Source organism: Paracoccus mangrovi, from assembly GCF_042648425.1.
Lineage (GTDB): Bacteria > Pseudomonadota > Alphaproteobacteria > Rhodobacterales > Rhodobacteraceae > Paracoccus > Paracoccus mangrovi.
This window is the reverse complement of sequence record NZ_JBHRXJ010000004.1, coordinates 173282-192328: the sequence shown is the minus strand read 5'-3', so window position 1 is coordinate 192328 and position 19047 is coordinate 173282. Positions and strand designations below refer to the sequence as shown.

Genomic DNA, 19047 nt, shown 5'->3' with positions numbered 1-19047 from the left:
ACGCCCATGGGGCTGCGGGCGGGGCGTCGGGTCATCGCATGCAGCATCGGGCGCGGCGGCATCACCACCGACAAGCGCGAGGGTGACGGCGCCACCCCGGCGGGCCGGCATCGCATCGTTGGCATGCTCTATCGCCCCGACCGCCTGGCCTGCCCGGCCGGCTGGGCGCGGCCCATCCTGCCCGGCGATCTGTGGTGCGACGATCCCGATCACCCCGCCTATAACCACGGCGTGCGCGCGCCATTTGACCCCAGCCACGAGGCGCTGCGCCGCGCCGATCCGTTATATGACATCGTGCTGGTGACGGATTGGAACTATCCCGAGGCCGAGCCGGGGCGCGGATCGGCGATCTTTCTGCATCAATGGCGCAGGCCGGGTTTCCCGACCGCCGGCTGCATCGCCATGGCGCGCGGCGACCTGATCCGGCTGGCCGCCGAATTGCCACCAGGGGCCGAGCTGATCGTGCCCGCCCTGCCCCGCTGGCCGGCGCGCAAGGCGGCGCGGCGGCACGGCAAGGATTAAGGCCGCGTCAGAGCGGGCCGGTCTGGAACAGCCGGATCTTAAGCCCGCCATGGGCGACATAGGGGCCGGGATCGCGAAACGGCAGACCGGTGGCGCGGGCCAGTTGCGGCTCGCTGGTCACAAGCCCGACGCGCCAGCCCCGAAAACGGCTGCGCAGCACCTCGCCCATGGCCGCGTGCAGGCCGAAAAGCGGCCCCTTGTTGCCGATGCGCGCGCCATATGGCGGGTTGATCATCACCAGTCCCGGCGGGCCTTCGGGGCGGGTCAGATCGGCAAAGGCGCAGGCCTGGAAATCGGTCCAGCCGCCGACCCCGGCGCGTTCGGCATTCTCATGGCTCATGCGGATCGCGCCTGGATCGCGGTCGCGGCCGTAAAAGGTCAGGGGCGGGGTCGTTGCCGCGCCCGTGCGGAGCGCCGCCCATGCCTGTGGGTCGAAACCGGGCAGCTGTTCAAAGGCAAAACCGCGCAGCCGTCCGGGTGCCAGCCCGGCCGCGATCTCGGCCGCCTCGATGACAAAGGTGCCCGAGCCGCACATCGGATCCAGCACCGGTTCGCGCCCGTCAAAGCCGCACTCGCGCAGGAACATCGCGGCCATGGTTTCGCGCATCGGCGCCTTGCCGACCGCCTGTTTATGGCCGCGCTTGTGCAGCGATTCCCCCGATGTATCGAGGCTGATCGTGCAAAGATCGTCCTCGATGCGGATTTTCAGGGTGACGAGCGCATCGTCGGCGATCGGGGCGCCGAGGCTGTCGCGGATCGCGGCTTCGAACCGCTGGATGATGGCGCCGGCGTGATAGATGCGGGATTTGCGGCTGGTCGCCTCGATGCGGATCGGGACGTCCGGGCGCAGCCAGTCGGCCCAGGGAAAGCGGCGCGCGCGCTTGTCCAGCTGGGCCGGGTGCATGGCGCGAAAGGCGCCGATGCGCGCCAGAATCCGCGTGGCCCCCCGCAGCCGCAGATTGGCGCGCCAGATATCGGCCCAGCCGCCGGTAAAGCCGATGCCGCCGAGCTGGATGTCGGGCGTGTGGCCAAGGGCGCGGATCTCGTCGGCCAGCGGGGTCTCAAGCCCCGGAGTGGCGACGGCGAAAAGCTCCATCCGGGCGGGATCGGCGGCCAGTGGCGCGGCCTCGGGCCGGGCCTCGGGCTGGCCGGGCGGGGTGGCGGGCCGGGCTTTCGGGGCGGGCTGATTTTTCGGGGGCCGGCCTGAGGGGGGCCGGGGTTTGCTGGTCCGGGGTGTCATGGGCATCGTGGCTTTCTGGGATCCCGCATCATGCGCCGGGCGGGCGGTGAAGGCAATCCGGCAGAATTGTCGCCGATGCAGGGATTGTATTCCCCAATTGATGCCATTTTCAGGCATAACCCCGCGCCATATCTTGGCGTTCAGGACGCGGGTCGGTCCCGCAATCATCAAGGAGGCCAAAATGGCGACAAGCGATGCCCCCATTCAGATCGGCCGGGTCGTTCTGACCGTCAAGGATCTGGCGCGGGTCGGGGATTTCTATCAGGATGTGATCGGCTTGACACGGCTGTCGGGCGATGGCGAAACGCTGGTTCTGGGCGCGGGCACGCGGCCGCTTGTGGAATTGCGGCGCGATCCGGCCGCGCGATTCCGCCCCAATGAGGCGGGGCTGTTTCACACCGCCTTTCTGTTGCCCGACCGGCAGGCCCTGGGCAGCTGGTTGCGGATGATCGCCGAAACCGGGCAGCGGCTGGACGGCGCGTCCGACCATCTGGTGAGCGAGGCGGTCTATCTGCGCGACCCCGAAGGCAATGGCATCGAAGTCTATGCCGACCGGCCGCGCGACAGCTGGACGCGGCACGGTACCGAGGTGGAAATGGATACCGTGCGGCTGGACCTGCAAGGGGTGATGGCGGCGGGGGACAGGCCTTGGCGCGGTGCGCCCGAGGACAGCGTGATCGGCCATGTCCATTTGCAGGTCGGCGATGTCGGACAGGCCGAGGCATTCTATATGAATACCCTGCATATGGATCGCAGCGCGCATGTCTTTGGCGCCAGCTTTTTCGCCTCGGGCGGTTATCACCACCATCTGGCCGGGAATATCTGGAACAGCCGGGGCGCGGGACGGCGCAGCGCGGATGCGACCGGTCTTGCCGAGGTCGTGCTTCAGGCCGATGCCGCCGGGATGCGCGCGCTGGGGGATACGGAATTCAGCGATCCCTGGGGGACGCGGTTCCGCATCGAGGCCAAGGACTGAGCAGGCGGTTTCCCGGGGGATGGCGTTCGCGGGTGTCGGGGGCTCTGCCCCCCGCGCCTTGCGGCGCGTCCCCCGGGATATTTGGATGAAGAAGAAAGCCGCGCGTCAGGCGGGGTGCCAGAGGCCCGTCCGGCGGGTGAAGCGCAGGGTGACCGGCGGGCCGAAACCCGGTTCGGACATGGGTGCGATATGGCGCGTGACGATCAGATCCGGTCCATCGAAATCGAGGATCGCGAATTCGTTCTGGATGTCGCCGGGGCGGGCGCAAAGTGCGGTGCCGGCCTGAATTTGCAGGGTCGGGCCGCCGTCGGGACCGAGAAAGGCCCCGATGGACCAGATGTGAAGATGGCCGCTGAGCACCAGATCGACGCCGGCCGTGCGCAGCGCATCCAGCGCCTCGGGGGCGTTCTCCATCAGGGCCTTGTCCACCTCGGGGCGTTGCTGCATCGGGTGGTGCAGGGCGACGATATTGATGCAGGCGGGATCCAGCCCCGAGATCACGCGCGCGACCTGTGCCGGGGTGATCACGCCGCGTTGCCAGGCCATCGGGTCGACGCTGTTCACGCCCTGGACGCGGATATTGCCGACATGGCCCACCGGCTCGAGCTGTTCGGCGATGGCGCGGCGATAGCGGCGATAGGGCCGCATCAGCCGCGAGGTCAGCTTGAAGAGCGGGATATCGTGATTGCCGGGCACCGCAATCAGCGGCGCCTCGATCCGGCGCAGGAACGCAGCGGCGGCCGCGAACTGGGCCGAGCGGCCGCGATGCGTCAGATCGCCGCTGACCACCACCAGATCGGCGCGCGCGGCATTGACCCTGTCCAGCAGAGGTTCGATCAGGGCCGTGCGTTCAAAGCCGAAATGCAGGTCCGAAAGCAACAGGATACGGGTCATGCCCTATCCTGCCCGGTCGGCTTTCCGGGGACCAGAACTTTCAGCGCATGGTGGCGCACGCGGACATGGAAGGGGGAATCCATCCAGGTCTTTTCGCCGTCATGGGCGATATATTCATGCGCGGGCGTGGCTTTGATGTGCATGTCATCGGCGCAGATCAGGTCGAAATCCGAGTAGCGCGCCGTTTTCCCGAAGGCGAGCCGCAACGCCGCGCGGATCAGCGGCCCGGGCCTTTGCGCCCGCGCCACCAACAGCGCCAGATGCCCCTCGCGCACGCGGTCGGCGCCTTCGAGGCCGAAGGTTTCAAGCTGGAAGGCGCTTTTGGCCACGAAGGCCAGCGCGGTGGTGAAACTGCGCGTCTGGCCATCGGTACGCACGGTCAGGGTCAGGGGGTGGCGCAGGCTCCACAGGGCGACGACGGCCGACCAATAGGCCGCGACCCGTGACCGGCCCCAGCGGCGATAGATGCTTTCCCGGCGCCTGAGGATTTCGGGATAGGCGCCAAAGCTGATATTGTTGAGAAACAGCATCCCGTTCACATCGCCGACATGGACATGGCGCAGGCGCGGCGCGTCAAAGATCCTGAGCGCCTCGTCCAGGGTTTCGCCCGATCCCAGATCGCGGGCGAAATAGTTGAAGGTTCCGCCCGGGATCACCGCCATCGCCGTATCGGTGCCGGCGATGGCGCTGGCGATGGCGGCCTGGGTGCCGTCACCGCCGGCCGCGATGATCAGGTCGATCCCGTCGGCGACGGCCTCTTCGGCCATCCCGGTCAGATCGGCGCCCTTTTCGGTGCTGCGAATGTCCAGCGCGGCGACCCGCGCGCGCAGGGCCCGGTCCAGCCGGTCGGCGATATCGCCGCCGGCGCCGCGACCCGACCCCATATTCACGATGGCGCGCACCCGGGCGCGGGACAGGTCGAAGGCCTGTTCGTCGATGGCGGGCACGGTCTGATCGTTCATGCGCTTCCCCGGCTGTTCGCTGGGAAAACACACCAGCCGCCGGACGGTTCCGCGACATCCTGCATCGCATGGCTGACCTGCCCTCGGGGAATACCCGATCTTTTCACTTGCCTTTTCTGAACCCCTTTGAGAAGTTGCGCCCCGGCAGCCAGGCGACCCATGGCGAGCCGCCCCGTGCCCGTCGTGGCATGCGCGGGCGGATCGGCAAGCTACCGGGATTTCTGGCCCCTGACGGGGCGAAAATCATGACATCAACGAGATCGCACATGAACATTCGCTTGCCCCATTCGCCCCGGCATCTGGCCGCGCCGAACCTGACCTCTGCACCGTTCAGCTTTGACGGACCCGGCGGCCGCGTCGCCAGCCGGGGGCGCGTGCAGGCATTGACGCGCGGCACCTCGGAAACGCTGGCGGCGCGGATCGGGGACGCCCTGTCGGGCGTGGCGCCCGATGCGCTGATCGGGGGGGCGCTGCCTTTCGATCGCGACGGGGCCGATTGCCTGTGGCTGTGCCAGGGCGAATGGGCGGCCGCGACGCCGCCCGAGCCGGCGGTGGCGCCGCTGAAATTGGCGGGATGGCGGCTGACGGCCGAACCCGATGCGCGCGCCTATGCCCGTGCCGTGGCCCGCGCGCTTGACATCATGGCGGCCGGGGCGGGCACGCCAGAGGCTTTGGAAAAGGTCGTTCTGGCCCGCAGCCTGCTGATCGAATCCGCAAGTCCGGTGCCGGTCGACGCCTTGCTGACGCGGCTGGCATCGGATGACAGCGTGACCGCGTTTCAGGTGGCCTTGCCACAGATGGATGCCGGCCCCGGCCGGGTGCTTTGCGGGGCGACGCCCGAACTGCTGATCGAAAAGACCGGCCGCCGGGTGCTGTCGCATCCGCTGGCCGGTTCGGCGCGGCGACAGGCGGATCCCGCGCTGGACCGCGCCGCCGCCGATGCGCTGGCGCAATCGGGCAAGGACCACCGCGAACATGCGCTGGTGGTCGAGGCGATTCTGGACACGCTGGCCCCCTATTGCGATAAGCTGGGTTGTCCCGAGGGCACCTGTGTCACCTCGACGCGCAGCATGTGGCATCTGGGCACCCGGATCGAGGGGCGGCTGCGGGATGCGGACATGCCTGCGGTGCTGTTGGCATCGGCGCTGCATCCGACGCCGGCGGTTTGCGGCGTGCCGACGGCGCGGGCGGCGGATGTGATCCGCGCGCTGGAACCGGTGGCGCGGGATTTCTATGCGGGCGCGGTCGGCTGGTGCGATGCGCGCGGCGATGGTGCTTGGTATGTCGCCATCCGCTGCGCCGAGATCAGCGGCACCAGCGCGCGGCTTTATGCCGGGGCGGGGATCGTCCCCGGCTCGGATCCGATGGCCGAGGCGGCCGAGACCGGCGCGAAATTCGGCGCCCTGCTGGCCGCGCTTGGCCTGCCGGCGGATGCGGGGCTGGCTGGCCTGACCGGTGATGCCTGAACACCGGCGACGTTTGAACATTGACGGAGAAACGACCTGATGGCCTTGCCCCGCATCGCCCCCTATGACCTGCCTGCCGCCACCGAATTGCCGGAACCGCGCGGGCCGTGGCGTCCCGAACGCGACCGGCTGGCGCTGTTGGTCCATGACATGCAGCGCTATTTCTGTCGCCCCTTTGCGCAAGATGACGCGCCGCTGGCCCCGGCCACGGCGAATATGGCGCGGCTGATCCTGGGCGCGCGCGCGGCCGGGGTGCCGGTCTTTTACACCGCGCAAAAGGGCGACCAGTTCCGCCCGGATCGTGGGCTTCAGGCGGATCTGTGGGGCCCCGGCATGAGCGCCACCCCCGAGCACGAAGAGATCCTGCCCGAACTGGCCCCGGCGGCGGGCGATATCGTGCTGGTCAAGCACCGCTACAGCGCGTTTCAGCGGTCCAATCTGGAAACGCTGATGCGGGCGCGGGGGCGCGACCAGCTGATGATCTGTGGGATTTATGCCCATATCGGCTGTCTCGCCACCGCCGTCGAGGCCTTTCAGCGCGATATCGAGACCTTTGCCGTCGCCGACGCACAGGCCGATTTTTCGCGCGACAAGCATGACATGGCCATGGCGTGGATCGCCGCGACCTGCGGTGTGGCGCTGAGCACGGATCAGGCCCTGGCGGCCGTGGCGCCCGGGGGGATGACGGCATGCGCCTGAGCGGATTTGAAGGGAAAATCGCGCTTGTCACCGGCGCGGCCGGCGGCATCGGCCGGGCCATCACCCGCAGCCTGCGGGACGCGGGCGCGCGCGTCGTCGCGACCGATACCGAGGCGGCGCTGGCCGCCGACCCGCCGCCCGATGGCGTGATCACCCGGCCGCTGGACGTGCGCGACGCGGCGGGGGCCGAGGCGCTGATCGCCGGGATCGAGGCCAGCCACGGCCCGCTGGCCCTGGGCGTTCATGCGGCCGGCGTGCTGGCCATGGCGCCGCTTCTGGACATGGCGGCCGAGGACTGGGCGCGCGTGATCGAGATCAACACCACCGGCACGTTCAACGTGACCCGCGCCATGGGGCGCGCGATGGCGCGGCACGGTGCCGGCGCGATCGTCGCGGTAAGCTCGAATGCCGCCAATGTGCCGCGCATGAACATGGGCGCCTATGCGGCGTCCAAGGCGGCGGTGACCATGCTGATCCGCTGTCTGGGGCTGGAACTGGCGGCGCGGGGCGTGCGCTGCAACGTGGTCGCGCCCGGATCGACCCTGACGCCGATGCAGACGGGCATGTGGGCCGATGATGGCGGGGCCGGCGAACGCGCGGTGATCGAAGGCAGCCTTGATCATTTCCGCACCGGCATCCCGTTGAAAAAGCTGGCGACGCCACAGGACATCGCCGATGCGGTGATGTTTCTTTTGTCGGATCAGGCAGGCCATGTCACCATGGCCGACCTGTTCGTCGATGGCGGCGCGACCCTGCGCGCCTGAGGGGGCCGACGTCCCGGCCTAAAGCCGGGACGAGATCAGCGCCCACCAATTCTCAAGCGAAGGCTCGCGCGCCAGTTCCTCGAAACTGGCCTCGACGCCCATTTGCTTCAGCTCGGCCGAAAACGTCATCACGGCGATGGAATCCAGCCCGTAAAGGACAAGGTTTTCGGCCGGGTCGATGTCGCAATCGTCCTCGATCAGCTGTTGGGCGCGGGCGGTCAGCCAGTCGCGGTCGATCCGGGCTTTCTGGGCGATGTCCATGGTCATCCTTTCATGCATTCGCGGCTCAGGCATTCACCGCAGCCAGGCTGTCGCGCAGGCTGCGCTTGTCGATCTTGCCCACCGCCGTCAGCGGCAGCGCATCGGCAAAGCGGAACCGGTCGGGCAGCTTGTATTCGGCCACGCCCAGATCCAGCAGATGCCGGCGCAGGGCGGGCGGGCTCAGCCGTTCGGCACCGTGCCGCAGCACCAGAAAGGCACAGCTTTTTTCGCCCAGATGCGCATCGGGCACGGAAACCAGCGCGGCATGCGTGATGTCGGAATGGCGCAGCAACAGGTTCTCGATTTCCTCGGCGGCGATCTTTTCACCCCCGCGATTGATCTGGTCCTTGATACGGCCGACGACGCGCAGATAGCCGTTCTGGCGCACCACGACATCGCCCGAATGATAAAATCCCTCGCTGTCAAAGGCTTCGGCATTGTGTTCGGGGCTGCGATAATAGCCGCGGAAGGTATAGGGGCCGCGCGTCGCCAGCGCCCCGGGCGTGCCATCGGGAACAGGCCGGCCATCGCCGTCCAGCACACGAATTTCGTCATCGGGGCTGATCGGGCGGCCCTGCGTGGCAAAGACGATCCCGGGCGGATCGTCGCGGCGGGTGTAATTGACCAGCCCCTCGGCCATGCCAAAGACCTGTTGCAGCCGGCAATCCAAAAGCTCGGGGACGCGCCGCGCCGTCGCCTCGGCGAAATTGGCGCCGCCGACCAGCATCGTCTCAAGCGTGATCAGTTGCGCACGGCGGGCGGGATCGTCCTCGACCGCGCGCAGCCACAGCGCGACGGCGGGCGGCACCAGCGGCGCCATGGTCACGCCTTCGCGCGCGATCAGCCCGAAACAGGTCAGCGGCTCGGGGCTTGGCGCCATGACGACGGTGCCGCCGGCATGAAACACCCCCAGCACGCCCGGCGAGCTCATGGTGAAATTATGCCCCGCAGGCAGCGCGCATAGAAACCGCGTCGCCGCCGTCACGCCACAGATCGCGACGCTGGCGCGGATCGAATAATCATAGTCGTTATGGGTGCGCGGGATCAGCTTGGGCGTGCCGGTGCTGCCGCCCGAAAGCTGGAAAAAGGCGACCTGATCGGCCGGGGTCGGGCCGGCATCTTGCGGCAGATCGCATCCCGGTTCCAGCCAATGCGCCAGACTATGCGCCGGCGCATCCTCGCCCAGAAAGAGCAGATGTTCGACCCCGCCCGCGCGCAGCTCATCGGCAAAGGCGTCGTCGCGAAACAGCTCATGCGCGCGGCTGGCGATGACGACACGCGGCGCGACCTGCGCGGCATAGGACGACAGTTCCAGTCGGCGATGGCTGAACAGCGCATTGACCGGCGCGACCCCGATCCGCAACAGGGCGAAAAAGACGATATAGAACTCGGCCACATTGGGCAGCTGAACCAGCGCCGCGTCCCCCCGCCCCAGCCCGGCCTGCGCCAGCCGCGCGGCCAGGTTGCGCGACAGCCGGTCCAGATCGGCATAGCTGAAACGGCGGTCACCACAGATCAGCGCCTCGGCCGTCGGGTCGACGACCAGCTGCGTTTCAAGGATGCGGGTCAGGGGCTGGTCGATCCAATATCCGGCCGCGCGGTAACGGTCGGCAAATTCCGGTGGCCATGGGCTGAATTCGATCATGGGAAGGCCTGCTGCTCAAGATTTCTGCGGTCCGGCCCTGACGGGCATCTTGACCAAGTTAAATTGTCAGGTATCTGTACCGGGCTTTCTCACGCGGCGCAAGCCAAGGGCGTCCCAGCGGCCCCGGATCAGCCAGCCGACCCGTTCACGACCCCCAAGCCCCGCCACGAGGGACAGGATTTTCATGTCTGATCAAAGCCCTGATACGCATTGGCTGCCGCTGACGCTGGCCCAGCTGGATTTCTGGGAAGAGTTTCGCCTGCATCCCGACACCCCGGTTTCGACCGTGGCGCATGCGATCGAATTGCGCGGCCCCTGCGATACCGGCGCGCTGGCCGGCGCGATCGCCGAGACCATCGCGGAAACCGATGTCATGGCCCTTGGGCTTGCGGTCGATCCCGATGGGCAGCCGCGCCAGCGCATCGACCCAGCCCGGGCGCCCGCATTGCGGCGGATCGACCTTTGCGGGCGGGCGGATGGCCGGGATCACGCCTTCGCGCTGATGCAGGCGGACATGGAGGCGCGGCTGGATCTGTTGACGCAGCCGATCTTTGCGCAATGGCTGATCCGGCTGGCCGAGGACCATCACATCTGGCTCAATCGCGGCCATCATATCGCCGTGGACGGCTATGGCATGGGCCTGATCGAGCGCCGCTGCGCCGCCCATTACGCCGCCCGACTGACCGGCGGCGATGCGGGGCCGCGTCTGGGCGCGTTCGGCGATTACCTGAACGAGGAAACCGATTACCGCGCCGGCCCGCGCCATGCGGCCGATGGCGGTCACTGGGCACAGATCCTCGCCCATGCGCCGCCGCCCCGGATCCTGCGCAAGGGATCCGAGAACTATCCGACCGAGGCGCTTTTCGCCGAACACGACCTGTCGCCGCTGCGCGCGGCGCTGATGGCGCGGGCCACGGCGCTTGGCATGGGCTGGCCCGATCTGCTGACCGTGCTTTGCGCGATCTGGGTGGCGTTGCGGGTGACGGGCCCGGCGGCCGCGCGCCGCACCGATCCACAGGGGCGGATCGCCGCCACCCTCTGGTTGCCATATATGAGCCGGATGGGCAGTGTCAGCATCACGGTCCCGGCGCTGGTGGTGAACATCCTGCCGCTGGGCGTGGATCTTTCCCCGGATGAGGGGCTTGGCGCGGTCCTGACCCGGCTTTCCACCGCGCTGCGCAAGCTGCGCCGCCACGGCCGCTATCGGATCGAACAGATCGCCCAGGATTATGGGGTCCCATCGGGCGGGCGCTTTTTCTTTTCCCCGCTGATCAATGTGCTGCCCTTTGACGCGGCGCATTTCACGGGCTGCGAGATGACCCGGCATGTGCTGTCGAATGGCCCCGGCGATGGTTTCAACATCACCATTCGCGGCGATGGCGAGGCGCGGGACCTAACGCTCTTGACCGAGGCCGATCCCGCCCTGACCCCGGCGGCCGGGTTTGCCGCGCTGGCCGACAGCCTGCCCGAATTCCTGAGGGCCGCGCTGGCCGCCGATGCGGCGACACGGCCGGTCGAGGCATTGCCGGGTCTGGGGCGCTAATTCCGATAGGGGATCGTCGCCTCGGACCCATATTGCGGCTGCGCGACCAGCATGCGGCTGATACAGCCCTCGCCGTCGCGGCCCCACAGGCCGACAGTATCGGGCGGCGGGGTTTCGAACCCGGCGCAAAGCCGATAGTTGCGCGGCCCGGCGCGGTCATAGCGATAGGGCTCGCCGGTAAAGGGGTCGACCAGGCTCCCCTGCCAGTCGCATTGCGATGTCGGTGCCAGCCGGTCGGGCAGCTGACCCCGATTCGTGCGGGCAAGGCAATCGACCAGCTCGGTCAGCGCGGTCAGATCGTTGTCGCGTTCGCGGTCGCGCCGCTCCTTGCGGGCCTCGGCCGGGCCGCCGGTCAGAACCAGCCCCGCACCGATGACGATGGCGGCGATGACCGCAAGCGCGATGGCGGCCCATCCTTTGGTCATGGCGCCCCTAATCATTCAACTCGTCCCGGTAATAGGCCAGAACCAGCGCCGCGATGGCGGCGACAAGCACCGCCTTGGCGGCAAAGCGCGCCGTCAACTCTCCGCTGAGCAGGGCATAGACCACATAGATCCCGTCGCCCAGAAACACCAGAACCGCCACCATAAGGGTGATCGACGCAAACCATTTGCGCACCAGCGACCGCCGCCGCCCGGCATCGCCCTGTGCCATGGTCGCGACCTTGCGGCTGAGATACAAAAACAGTGGCGTGAACACGATCAGCGCGGCAATCGACCAGCGCACGCCCCCGCTTCCGGCGGTCCAGCGCCCATCCGCGGGGTCGGGAATCAGCCGGTCCAGCAGCTCCATCCCCAGATCGGTGATGTTCCAGGCCACGGTGCCCAGAGACAGGAACAAAAGCCCGTAAAGCAAGGCTTCGGTCGCCGAGGCATAGGGGCGCGGGCGCGGCACCGGCGGCAGGCCGGGCGCCGCCTGCCAGCCATGCAGCGCCTCGGCGATTTCGGGCGCGGACCATCCCGCATCGCGCAGCGCCTGCGCGATCCGGTCATGATCGCCGCCCTGCGCCATCGCATCGCGGACGAATTCCGAAAGCTGGTCGGCCGGTTTCATGGCACCCCCTTATTTGCGCGCGCAGAATCCGCCGCCGCCGCACCAAGGTCAAGCGATGGCCCGCCCCCGGACCCCTTTCACCGGCCTTAAACGCCAAAGGTAAAAATTTTCCCCACGCCCCGCATTTTCCGCTTGCGCCCCCCCGCATCGTCCCATAAATGACCCGTCACCGGAGGCCGAGAGGCACCGGGACGGAGTGCGGGCGTAGCTCAGGGGTAGAGCATAACCTTGCCAAGGTTAGGGTCGTGAGTTCGAATCTCATCGCCCGCTCCAAAAAATCTTCCCGATCGGGACAGACAAAAAGCGGCCTTCGGGCCGCTTTCGGCTTTTCCGGGGATCCGCATCCGCGTTCCCATCCCCGCGCGATGCCGGATCGGCATGAAACCGCCGCCCCTCGACAAGGGTTGCTACCCCATTGCCGGCTTCGGCGTTATCCCGCAGTTCATATCGAATCTGGAGATTCTGCCATGCAACGCTCTGTCAGGGCCGCCATCGTTCTTGCGATCGCCACCAGCATCGCCATGCCGGCCCTTGCCGATCAGGGGCGCGGCCATGACCGTGACAAGCGCCCCCGCAAGGAACACCACGCCAAGGAAGGTCGCGGCAAACATCACGCCGAACACCGGGAACGCCGCCGCGAATCGCGCCGCGACCGCGACGACGACAGGGATTGGGACCGGGACTGGGATCGCGTCTATGTTCAGGGCTGCCCGCCCGGACTGGCCAAGAAACACAACGGTTGCCAGCCGCCCGGCCATGCCAGGAAACATTATCGCCGGGGCGATGTGCTTTATGGCGATTACTACCGGGTCCGCGACTATGACCGCTATCGGCTGGAGCGGCGCGACAACTGGGATTACTATCGCGACGACGACCGCATCTATCGGGTGGACAGCAACACCCGCAAGATCCTGGCGGTGATCAACCTGATCGACGCCTTCTCGAACTGAGATGAAAAAGGGCGGGAAATTCCCGCCCTTGTCGTTTTTCCGCGTGGTTTTCCCGTACCGCCGATCAGGCGTTGAACAGGAAATGCAGCACGTCGCCGTCCTTGACCTGATAGGTCTTGCCCTCGACGCGGAACTTGCCGGCCTCGCGCGCGCCGGCCTCGCCCTTATAGGTGACGTAATCGTCATAGGCGACGGTCTCGGCGCGGATGAAGCCGCGCTCAAAGTCGCCATGGATGACGCCCGCCGCCTGCGGCGCCAGCGTGCCGTGATGGATGGTCCAGGCGCGGGCCTCTTTCGGGCCGACGGTGAAATAGGTGTCGAGGCCCAGCAGTTTGTACCCCTCGCGGATCAGCCGATCCAGACCCGCCTCGTGCAGGCCCATTTCCTCAAGGAACATGGTGGCCTCGTCGGCGGGAAGCTGGCTGATCTCTTCCTCGATCTTGGCCGAGATGACGACCTGTCCGGCGCCCTGCGCCGCGGCCATTTCGGCCACGCGGTCGGACTGGCTGTTGCCGGTGGCGGCCTTGTCCTCTTCGACGTTGCAGACAAAGAGCACGGGCTTTGCGGTCAGCAATTGCAGCATGTCCCATGCCTTGCGCTCATCCTCGGCGACCTGAACGGTGCGCGCGGGCTTGCCGGATTCCAGCGCGGTCTGCGCGGCCTTCAACAGGCGCTCCTGCGCCACCGCTTCCTTGTCGCCGCCCTTCAGCTTGCGCTGGATATTGGCCAGACGGCGCTCGACCGATTCCAGATCGGCGATCATCAGCTCGGTCTCGATGGTTTCGGCATCCGCGATGGGATCGACGCGACCCTCGACATGGGTGACGTCGCCATCCTCGAAACAGCGCAGGACATGGGCGATGGCGTCAACTTCGCGGATATTGGCCAGAAACTGGTTGCCCAGGCCCTCGCCCCTGCTGGCGCCTTTGACCAGACCGGCGATGTCGACAAAGGTGATGCGGGTCGGGATGATCTGTTTGCTGCCGGCGATTTCGGCCAGCTTGTCCAGACGCGGATCGGGCACCGCCACCTCGCCCACATTCGGCTCGATGGTGCAGAACGGGAAATTCGCGGCCTGCGCGGCGGCAGTTTTCGTCAGCGCGTTGAACAAGGTCGACTTGCCGACATTCGGCAGCCCGACGATTCCCATGCGAAAGCCCATGATCCGCTCCCCGCGTTTTCGGACAAATGATGAATGCGCCGCTAATAAGCATCGCCCGGCCCCGGCGCAAGCCATCCGGCCAAGGCAGGCGTGATCGCCGCCCGGGACCGATGCCCGACAACCCTGTCCGATGACCTGACTTACAGCCCGGCTGCGCCCCGCCTCGCGCGATCCGCCCGCGCCGGCACGGCGTCTGGGCAATTGCGCAGCCCCGCGCTTTCCGGCTAGACCGTCATGGATCTGCCCGGAGGTGACGCATGACTCGGATCGAAACCACTTTTGCCGCCCTTGCCGAGGCAAAGCGCAAGGCCTTTGTCGCCTATATGATGGGCTGCGACCCGGATTTCGACCGCTCGCTTGAGATCATGCGCGGCCTGCCGGGCGCGGGCGTGGATATCATCGAACTTGGCATGCCCTTCACCGATCCGATGGCCGATGGCCCGACCATTCAGGCCGCCGGCCAGCGCGCGCTCGCCGCCGGCGGCAGCGTGACCCGCGTGCTGGACATGGTGCGCGCCTTTCGCAAGGATGACGACAAGACGCCGATCGTGCTGATGGGGTATTACAACCCGATCTATGCGCGTCAGGGCGGCGTCGATCGCTTTCTGGCCGAGGCGGTCGAGGCCGGCGTCGACGGGCTGATCGTCGTCGATCTTCCGCCCGAAGAGGATAGCGAACTCTGCCTGCCCGCGCAGCGCGCCGGCATCAATTTCATCCGGCTGGCGACCCCCACGACCGATGACCGCCGCCTGCCGACCGTGGTCAGAAATACCAGCGGTTTCGTCTATTATGTCAGCGTGACCGGCATCACCGGCGGCCCCGCCGCCAATGCCGCCGAGGTCGCCCCCGAGGTTGCGCGCATCCGCGCGGCCGCCGGCCTGCCGGTGGTGGTGGGCTTTGGCATCTCGACCCCCGAGGCCGCCGAGGCCGTGGCCGGCGTCGCCGATGGCTGTGTCGTGGGCAGCGCCATCGTCAAGCTGATCGGCGAGGGGCGCTCGACCGGCGAGGTGCTGGATTTCGTCGCCCGGCTGGCCAAGGGCGCGCATAGCGCCTGAGCGCCCGGACCCGGGGATCCGGGTCCGCCAATTCCGGCCCCGGACCTCTGACCTCGCATCCCGGATCCGTCTTTCGGGACGGGGCGCCCATGCGCCCGGTCCGCGCGGTCCCTTGTTCCGCGCCCCCTCGTTCCGCCCCCGGCATCCGTTTGCCCGCACCGCCCTTTCGTTCGATTGCGGGCAACGCGGCGTTTTGCGCCTTTACACTGGCTCTGACAGCGCATTGCACTAAGTTCACCACATCACCGAAGGAGAATGATCATGCCCAAGCTGCTCTATCACGTCGGCGCCTGCTCGCTTGCGCCCCATATCGTGCTGGAATGGATCGGCGCCCCCTATGAGGCGCAATCGGTCGAATTCGGCTCGGCCGAGCTGCGCGCGATCAACCCTTCGGGCGCGGTGCCCGCGCTGATCGAGGATGACGGCTGGATCCTGACCCAGGCGGGCGCCATCCTGCATTATCTGGCCCACAAGCATCCCGATGCCGATCTGGCCGGCGATACCGATGCCCGTGGCGCGGCGGAACTGGACCGCTGGTCCAGCTTTTTCACCGGCGACCTGCATCCCAGCTTTTACCCGGTCTTCTCGCCGTCGCGCTATACGACCAGCGGCGAAAAGGCCGAGCTTGAGGCGGTGCAAGAGGCCGGCCGCAAGCTGGTGCGCCGGCAGCTCGGGCTGTTGAACGATCATCTGGCGGGCAAGGACTGGGTTCTGGGCAAGCGTTCGGTCATCGACGCCTATGCCTTTCCGATGCTTCGCTGGGCGCGCAAATTGCTGCCCGAAGGGATCGGCGGCTGGCCCAATGTTCAGGCCCTTCACGACCGTCTGGCCGAAGATCCGGCCGTCAAACGCGTTCTGGCCCGCGAATCGGGCAAATAAGGAGCATCGCGATGTCCACCGGCATCCATCACGTCACCGGCATCACCCGCCGGGTACAGGCCAATGTCGATTTCTATGCGGGCTTTCTGGGCCTTCGGCTGGTCAAGCGTACGGGCGGGTATGAGGATGCCGAGCAATTGCACCTGTTTTATGGCGACGCGCTTGGCTCGCCCGGCTCGATCGTCACCTTCCTTGTGTGGGAGGATGGCGCGCCCGGCCGCGTCGGCCATGGACAGGTGGCGGAAATCGCGCTGGCGGTGCCGCCCGACAGCATCGGCGACTGGCTGACCCGGGCCATGACCGCCCGCATCCCCGTCGAGGGCCCCTCGCGCGAGTTCGGCGAAACCGTGCTGCGGCTGAAGGATCCCGATGGCGTGATCATCAAGCTGGTCGGCGCCGATCTGCCCGCGGCCGCGCCCCTGCCCGATCCGATCGCGCCGACGCGGCTGCGCGGGGTAACGCTGTTTACGGAAAACCCCGCCGGAACGCGGGATTTTATCCGCCAGTTCGGTTATAATGACGCGGGGACCGCCGGCACGGTTCAGCGCATGGTCTCGGACACGGATGTGATCGACATCCGCGATGCGACCGGGTTTTTCCCCGGCATTCCGGGGACCGGCATCCTGGACCATGTGGCCTTTCGTGCCCCCGATGTGGACTCGGTTCGCAAGATGCGGCTGGCGCTCAAATACACGACCGACGCGACGAATGTGCATGACCGGAAATATTTCATGTCGCTTTACGTCCGCGAGCCGGCCGGCATCCTGTTGGAATACGCCACCGACGCCCCCGGTTTCACCGTGGACGAGGCGGCCGAACATCTGGGCGAGACCCTGTTTGTCCCGCCCCATGACGCTGCCCGCGCCGACGATCTGCGCGTGATCCTGCCGCAGTTCGCCATGCCGGGCGAGGAAAGGACGCCCATGCGTGATTTGCATTTCGTTCACCGCTTTCACCGTCCCGAGGACCCGGATGGCAGCACCATCGTGCTGCTGCATGGCACCGGCGGCAATGAGGCCGACCTGATGCCGCTGGCCCATGGGCTTGCGCCGCGGGCGACCCTTCTGGGGGTGCGCGGCCGTTCGACCGAGGAAGGGATCAACCGCTGGTTCCGCCGCTTTGATGCCGTCACCTATGATCAGGACGACATCCGCGCCGAGGCCGAGGCCTTTGCCGCATTTCTGGACGACGCCACCCGCGCCTATGGGCTGGATCGCGACCGGCTGACGCTGTTGGGGTATTCGAACGGCGCGAACCTGATCGGCGCGGTCCTGCAATTGCATCCGCAAGGTGCCGGGCGGGCGATCCTGCTGCGCGGCATCCAGGTGCTGAGCGATCCGCCCGCGCTTTCGCCCGACGCGCTGGCCGGACGCCCGGTGCTGATGCTGAACGGTGCCCGCGACCCCTTTGGCCGCATGGCGCCGGCGCTGGAAAACGCGCTGCGCGCGGGCGGCGCCGATCTGGAAAGCGACATGCTGAATGCCGGGCACGAGCTTTCCCAGCAGGATATCGAAGCGGCCCGGGCCTGGCTTGCCTGACCCGCGCGGCAGTGACCCGGCGGCGATGGAAAGCGGCGCATGAAGATAAACGGGGGCGGACCATTATTTCGGCCCGCCCTTCGCATCACGCGCCAAACGCGATCTTGCACCTGACGCCGGAACAAGCTAAATCCCGGCCACTGCGACGGCAACGGCGGGTTGGCGGAGAGGTTACGCAGCGGATTGCAAATCCGTGAAGACCGGTTCGATTCCGGTACCCGCCTCCAAAGCTTTCAATGACTTAGCAGATATGACCGGCCCTTGGGTATCGCCTAGGGTATCACGTTGCTGTTCTGTGCCTGTTCTGTTCATTGCCTTTTCTCCCGTGCTTGGCGCGCCCGCATTTCTTGCCGAGCCTCGCCCGCGTACTTCGCGATCATCTCTTTGGTGGCATGGCCGGAATAGGCGGCGATCTCGTCGTCATCGCATCCGGCCCATGCCAATTCCTTCACCCCGCGATAGCGTAGCGCGTGAAGGTCATAGGCTTCCAGCCCCAGCCGCTTGCGCTCTTTCAGCATCAGATCAGCCATATAGCGGTAGCTAATCGGGTTGCCGTCCCGCTTGCCAAGGATCGGCCGGGCAGCGATAGGGACCGCGCCCAGTGCCGCCCTTGTGTGGTCTAACGCGGCCTTGAGCCGTTCGGTGCAGGGCAGAACCAGCGGCTTGTCGGTCTTGTTCTGGCGCAGGGTCAGGGAATCACCGTCATAATCACCCCAGCGGAAGGCAACCCAATCGCCGGGGCGCTGGACGCTGCCCACGCCAATCTCGAAGATCAGGCAGCAAAACTCACCGGCCTCGGCCCTGAACTTATCCACCGCCCAATCCGGCCAAGGCAGGTGTTCACGCTTCCGCTCGGTCGGAGTCTTGAGCGCCCGGACGCCTTTCGCCGGGTTGCTCTTGATCCAGCCGAGATCAATGGCATGCTCGCACAGAACAACCAGCATCTGGGGGATGTAGTTCGCAAAGCGTGTGCGGTGCGCGTTCGCTTTCTGCGCCCCGATCACATCGGCCCGCGTCAGCGCCTCTACATCGCGGGTGCCGATCTTGTCGCGTAGATAGTCCATGACTTTATCATAGTCCCGCCGTGTGCGCGGCTTGAGGCCGGTCCAGCGGTCCGACTTGCGGTAATCATCCATGAGCGCCGCCCATGAGGTTTTCGCCTGCATCCGCTTGCCGGTCAGAATTTTCCAATACTGGCGGTCGAAATCAGGTGTGCCCTCGGCTGCGGTGATGCGGTGCAGCTTGCCCTTGAGGCGGACATAGATACGGCCCTCGGGGTGCCGCCAGATGTATTTCTTGGTTACCATTGTACATCTCCCATTCCATCGGCGGCTGCACCTGTCGCAATCCTTACCAGCTCATCGACGGGCCAGCGCACAAGCCCTGGCGCAATCTCGCGCCCCCTGGGAAGATGCCCCTGATCAACCAACCTGCGGAA

General features: G+C 66.9%; 19 protein-coding genes and 2 tRNA genes. 12 read left to right on the top strand and 9 right to left on the bottom strand.

The genetic code is table 11. The features are described 5' to 3' along the window. Nucleotides 1-6: 6 nt before the first annotated feature. The gene (locus tag ACFOMH_RS07695; RefSeq protein WP_377743913.1) at nt 7-522 is read left to right on the top strand and encodes a L,D-transpeptidase family protein; all 516 of its coding nucleotides are present in this window, start codon (nt 7-9) and stop codon (nt 520-522) included. A 7-nt stretch (nt 523-529) separates the two neighbouring features. Here the strand turns inward: ACFOMH_RS07695 and ACFOMH_RS07690 are convergent, their stop codons facing one another. Next, nucleotides 530-1618 (bottom strand): THUMP domain-containing class I SAM-dependent RNA methyltransferase, encoded by a 1089-nt coding sequence (locus tag ACFOMH_RS07690; protein ID WP_377743912.1) that lies wholly within the window; start codon nt 1616-1618, stop codon nt 530-532. 325 nt (nt 1619-1943) lie between these two features. Here ACFOMH_RS07690 and ACFOMH_RS07685 point away from each other — a divergent pair, with 325 nt between their 5' ends. After that, nucleotides 1944-2738 carry a VOC family protein gene (locus ACFOMH_RS07685; RefSeq protein WP_377743692.1) on the top strand — a complete coding sequence of 265 codons (795 nt, stop codon included), beginning with the start codon at nt 1944-1946 and terminating at the stop codon, nt 2736-2738. 105 nt (nt 2739-2843) lie between these two features. On the opposite strand, the gene ACFOMH_RS07680 is transcribed toward ACFOMH_RS07685, so the two are convergent. Both ACFOMH_RS07680 and ACFOMH_RS07675 read right to left on the bottom strand, forming a co-directional pair. Beyond that, nucleotides 2844-3632 carry a metallophosphoesterase family protein gene (locus ACFOMH_RS07680; protein ID WP_377743690.1) on the bottom strand — a complete coding sequence of 263 codons (789 nt, stop codon included), beginning with the start codon at nt 3630-3632 and terminating at the stop codon, nt 2844-2846. Then, a complete protein-coding gene (locus ACFOMH_RS07675; RefSeq protein WP_374427214.1) occupies nt 3629-4594 on the bottom strand; it encodes a diacylglycerol/lipid kinase family protein in 966 nt (321 codons plus the stop codon). The genes ACFOMH_RS07680 and ACFOMH_RS07675 overlap by 4 nt, the downstream gene beginning before the upstream one ends. A gap of 266 nt (nt 4595-4860) precedes the next feature. Between ACFOMH_RS07675 and ACFOMH_RS07670 the strand changes: the two genes are divergently transcribed. From ACFOMH_RS07670 to ACFOMH_RS07660, 3 genes are read left to right on the top strand one after another with little or no spacing between them, the layout of a single operon-like run. Beyond that, nucleotides 4861-6060 carry an isochorismate synthase gene (locus tag ACFOMH_RS07670; RefSeq protein WP_377743689.1) on the top strand — a complete coding sequence of 400 codons (1200 nt, stop codon included), beginning with the start codon at nt 4861-4863 and terminating at the stop codon, nt 6058-6060. 39 nt (nt 6061-6099) lie between these two features. Continuing rightward, on the top strand, nt 6100-6759 hold the full coding sequence (locus ACFOMH_RS07665; protein ID WP_377743688.1) for an isochorismatase family protein: 660 nt from the start codon (nt 6100-6102) through the stop codon (nt 6757-6759). Further along, nucleotides 6750-7523 (top strand): SDR family oxidoreductase, encoded by a 774-nt coding sequence (locus tag ACFOMH_RS07660; RefSeq protein ID WP_377743687.1) that lies wholly within the window; start codon nt 6750-6752, stop codon nt 7521-7523. Before ACFOMH_RS07665 ends, ACFOMH_RS07660 begins: the two co-directional genes overlap by 10 nt. Before the next feature lie 18 nt (nt 7524-7541). Here ACFOMH_RS07660 and ACFOMH_RS07655 read toward each other — a convergent pair whose 3' ends face one another. Next, nucleotides 7542-7790 carry a phosphopantetheine-binding protein gene (locus ACFOMH_RS07655; RefSeq protein ID WP_377743686.1) on the bottom strand — a complete coding sequence of 83 codons (249 nt, stop codon included), beginning with the start codon at nt 7788-7790 and terminating at the stop codon, nt 7542-7544. A gap of 19 nt (nt 7791-7809) precedes the next feature. Continuing rightward, nucleotides 7810-9429, bottom strand: a complete 1620-nt coding sequence (locus ACFOMH_RS07650) for a (2,3-dihydroxybenzoyl)adenylate synthase (RefSeq protein ID WP_377743684.1) — start codon at nt 9427-9429, stop codon at nt 7810-7812. 184 nt (nt 9430-9613) lie between these two features. Between ACFOMH_RS07650 and ACFOMH_RS07645 the strand changes: the two genes are divergently transcribed. Next, nucleotides 9614-10972, top strand: a complete 1359-nt coding sequence (locus ACFOMH_RS07645) for a condensation domain-containing protein (protein WP_377743682.1) — start codon at nt 9614-9616, stop codon at nt 10970-10972. Here ACFOMH_RS07645 and ACFOMH_RS07640 read toward each other — a convergent pair. Both ACFOMH_RS07640 and ACFOMH_RS07635 read right to left on the bottom strand, forming a co-directional pair. After that, nucleotides 10969-11397: a hypothetical protein gene (locus tag ACFOMH_RS07640; RefSeq protein ID WP_377743680.1), complete on the bottom strand. Its 429-nt coding sequence runs from the start codon at nt 11395-11397 to the stop codon at nt 10969-10971. The genes ACFOMH_RS07645 and ACFOMH_RS07640 overlap by 4 nt on opposite strands. Before the next feature lie 7 nt (nt 11398-11404). After that, entirely contained in the window at nt 11405-12025 is a 621-nt protein-coding gene (locus ACFOMH_RS07635; protein WP_377743678.1) for a DUF5671 domain-containing protein, read from the bottom strand. 198 nt (nt 12026-12223) lie between these two features. On the opposite strand from ACFOMH_RS07635, the gene ACFOMH_RS07630 reads away from it, so the two are divergent. Then, a tRNA-Gly gene (locus tag ACFOMH_RS07630) sits at nt 12224-12298 on the top strand. A gap of 194 nt (nt 12299-12492) precedes the next feature. Further along, nucleotides 12493-12975, top strand: a complete 483-nt coding sequence (locus ACFOMH_RS07625; protein WP_377743676.1) for a hypothetical protein — start codon at nt 12493-12495, stop codon at nt 12973-12975. Nucleotides 12976-13039: 64 nt separating this feature from the next. Here the strand turns inward: ACFOMH_RS07625 and ychF are convergent, their stop codons facing one another. After that, the gene (gene ychF, locus ACFOMH_RS07620) at nt 13040-14137 is read right to left on the bottom strand and encodes a redox-regulated ATPase YchF (RefSeq protein ID WP_377743674.1); all 1098 of its coding nucleotides are present in this window, start codon (nt 14135-14137) and stop codon (nt 13040-13042) included. A gap of 257 nt (nt 14138-14394) precedes the next feature. Between ychF and trpA the strand changes: the two genes are divergently transcribed. The 4 genes from trpA to ACFOMH_RS07600 all read left to right on the top strand — a co-directional run bounded on the left by trpA (nt 14395) and on the right by ACFOMH_RS07600 (nt 17836). After that, nucleotides 14395-15192 (top strand): tryptophan synthase subunit alpha, encoded by a 798-nt coding sequence (gene trpA / locus ACFOMH_RS07615; RefSeq protein ID WP_377743672.1) that lies wholly within the window; start codon nt 14395-14397, stop codon nt 15190-15192. Nucleotides 15193-15453: 261 nt separating this feature from the next. Continuing rightward, a complete protein-coding gene (locus ACFOMH_RS07610; RefSeq protein WP_374427182.1) occupies nt 15454-16071 on the top strand; it encodes a glutathione S-transferase family protein in 618 nt (205 codons plus the stop codon). 11 nt (nt 16072-16082) lie between these two features. Then, the gene (locus ACFOMH_RS07605; protein ID WP_377743669.1) at nt 16083-17609 is read left to right on the top strand and encodes a VOC family protein; all 1527 of its coding nucleotides are present in this window, start codon (nt 16083-16085) and stop codon (nt 17607-17609) included. Nucleotides 17610-17762: 153 nt separating this feature from the next. Further along, a tRNA-Cys gene (locus ACFOMH_RS07600) sits at nt 17763-17836 on the top strand. Between the two features lie 81 nt (nt 17837-17917). Here ACFOMH_RS07600 and ACFOMH_RS07595 read toward each other — a convergent pair. Further along, entirely contained in the window at nt 17918-18916 is a 999-nt protein-coding gene (locus tag ACFOMH_RS07595) for a site-specific integrase (RefSeq protein ID WP_377743667.1), read from the bottom strand. Nucleotides 18917-19047 lie beyond the last annotated feature (131 nt).

Bases quoted from the DNA above. Each gene is read 5' to 3' on its own strand.
- ACFOMH_RS07675 (WP_374427214.1), bottom strand. From the start codon at position 4,594: ATGAACGATCAGACCGTGCCCGCCATCGACGAACAGGCCTTCGACCTG.
- ACFOMH_RS07660 (WP_377743687.1), top strand. From the start codon at position 6,750: ATGCGCCTGAGCGGATTTGAAGGGAAAATCGCGCTTGTCACCGGCGCG.
- trpA (WP_377743672.1), top strand. From the start codon at position 14,395: ATGACTCGGATCGAAACCACTTTTGCCGCCCTTGCCGAGGCAAAGCGC.
- ACFOMH_RS07595 (WP_377743667.1), bottom strand. From the start codon at position 18,916: ATGGTAACCAAGAAATACATCTGGCGGCACCCCGAGGGCCGTATCTAT.
- ACFOMH_RS07610 (WP_374427182.1), top strand. From the start codon at position 15,454: ATGCCCAAGCTGCTCTATCACGTCGGCGCCTGCTCGCTTGCGCCCCAT.
- ACFOMH_RS07670 (WP_377743689.1), top strand. From the start codon at position 4,861: ATGAACATTCGCTTGCCCCATTCGCCCCGGCATCTGGCCGCGCCGAAC.
- ACFOMH_RS07635 (WP_377743678.1), bottom strand. From the start codon at position 12,025: ATGAAACCGGCCGACCAGCTTTCGGAATTCGTCCGCGATGCGATGGCG.
- ACFOMH_RS07625 (WP_377743676.1), top strand. From the start codon at position 12,493: ATGCAACGCTCTGTCAGGGCCGCCATCGTTCTTGCGATCGCCACCAGC.
- ychF (WP_377743674.1), bottom strand. From the start codon at position 14,137: ATGGGCTTTCGCATGGGAATCGTCGGGCTGCCGAATGTCGGCAAGTCG.
- ACFOMH_RS07685 (WP_377743692.1), top strand. From the start codon at position 1,944: ATGGCGACAAGCGATGCCCCCATTCAGATCGGCCGGGTCGTTCTGACC.
- ACFOMH_RS07605 (WP_377743669.1), top strand. From the start codon at position 16,083: ATGTCCACCGGCATCCATCACGTCACCGGCATCACCCGCCGGGTACAG.
- ACFOMH_RS07680 (WP_377743690.1), bottom strand. From the start codon at position 3,632: ATGACCCGTATCCTGTTGCTTTCGGACCTGCATTTCGGCTTTGAACGC.
- ACFOMH_RS07665 (WP_377743688.1), top strand. From the start codon at position 6,100: ATGGCCTTGCCCCGCATCGCCCCCTATGACCTGCCTGCCGCCACCGAA.
- ACFOMH_RS07695 (WP_377743913.1), top strand. From the start codon at position 7: ATGGGGCTGCGGGCGGGGCGTCGGGTCATCGCATGCAGCATCGGGCGC.
- ACFOMH_RS07655 (WP_377743686.1), bottom strand. From the start codon at position 7,790: ATGACCATGGACATCGCCCAGAAAGCCCGGATCGACCGCGACTGGCTG.
- ACFOMH_RS07650 (WP_377743684.1), bottom strand. From the start codon at position 9,429: ATGATCGAATTCAGCCCATGGCCACCGGAATTTGCCGACCGTTACCGC.
- ACFOMH_RS07690 (WP_377743912.1), bottom strand. From the start codon at position 1,618: ATGGAGCTTTTCGCCGTCGCCACTCCGGGGCTTGAGACCCCGCTGGCC.
- ACFOMH_RS07640 (WP_377743680.1), bottom strand. From the start codon at position 11,397: ATGACCAAAGGATGGGCCGCCATCGCGCTTGCGGTCATCGCCGCCATC.
- ACFOMH_RS07645 (WP_377743682.1), top strand. From the start codon at position 9,614: ATGTCTGATCAAAGCCCTGATACGCATTGGCTGCCGCTGACGCTGGCC.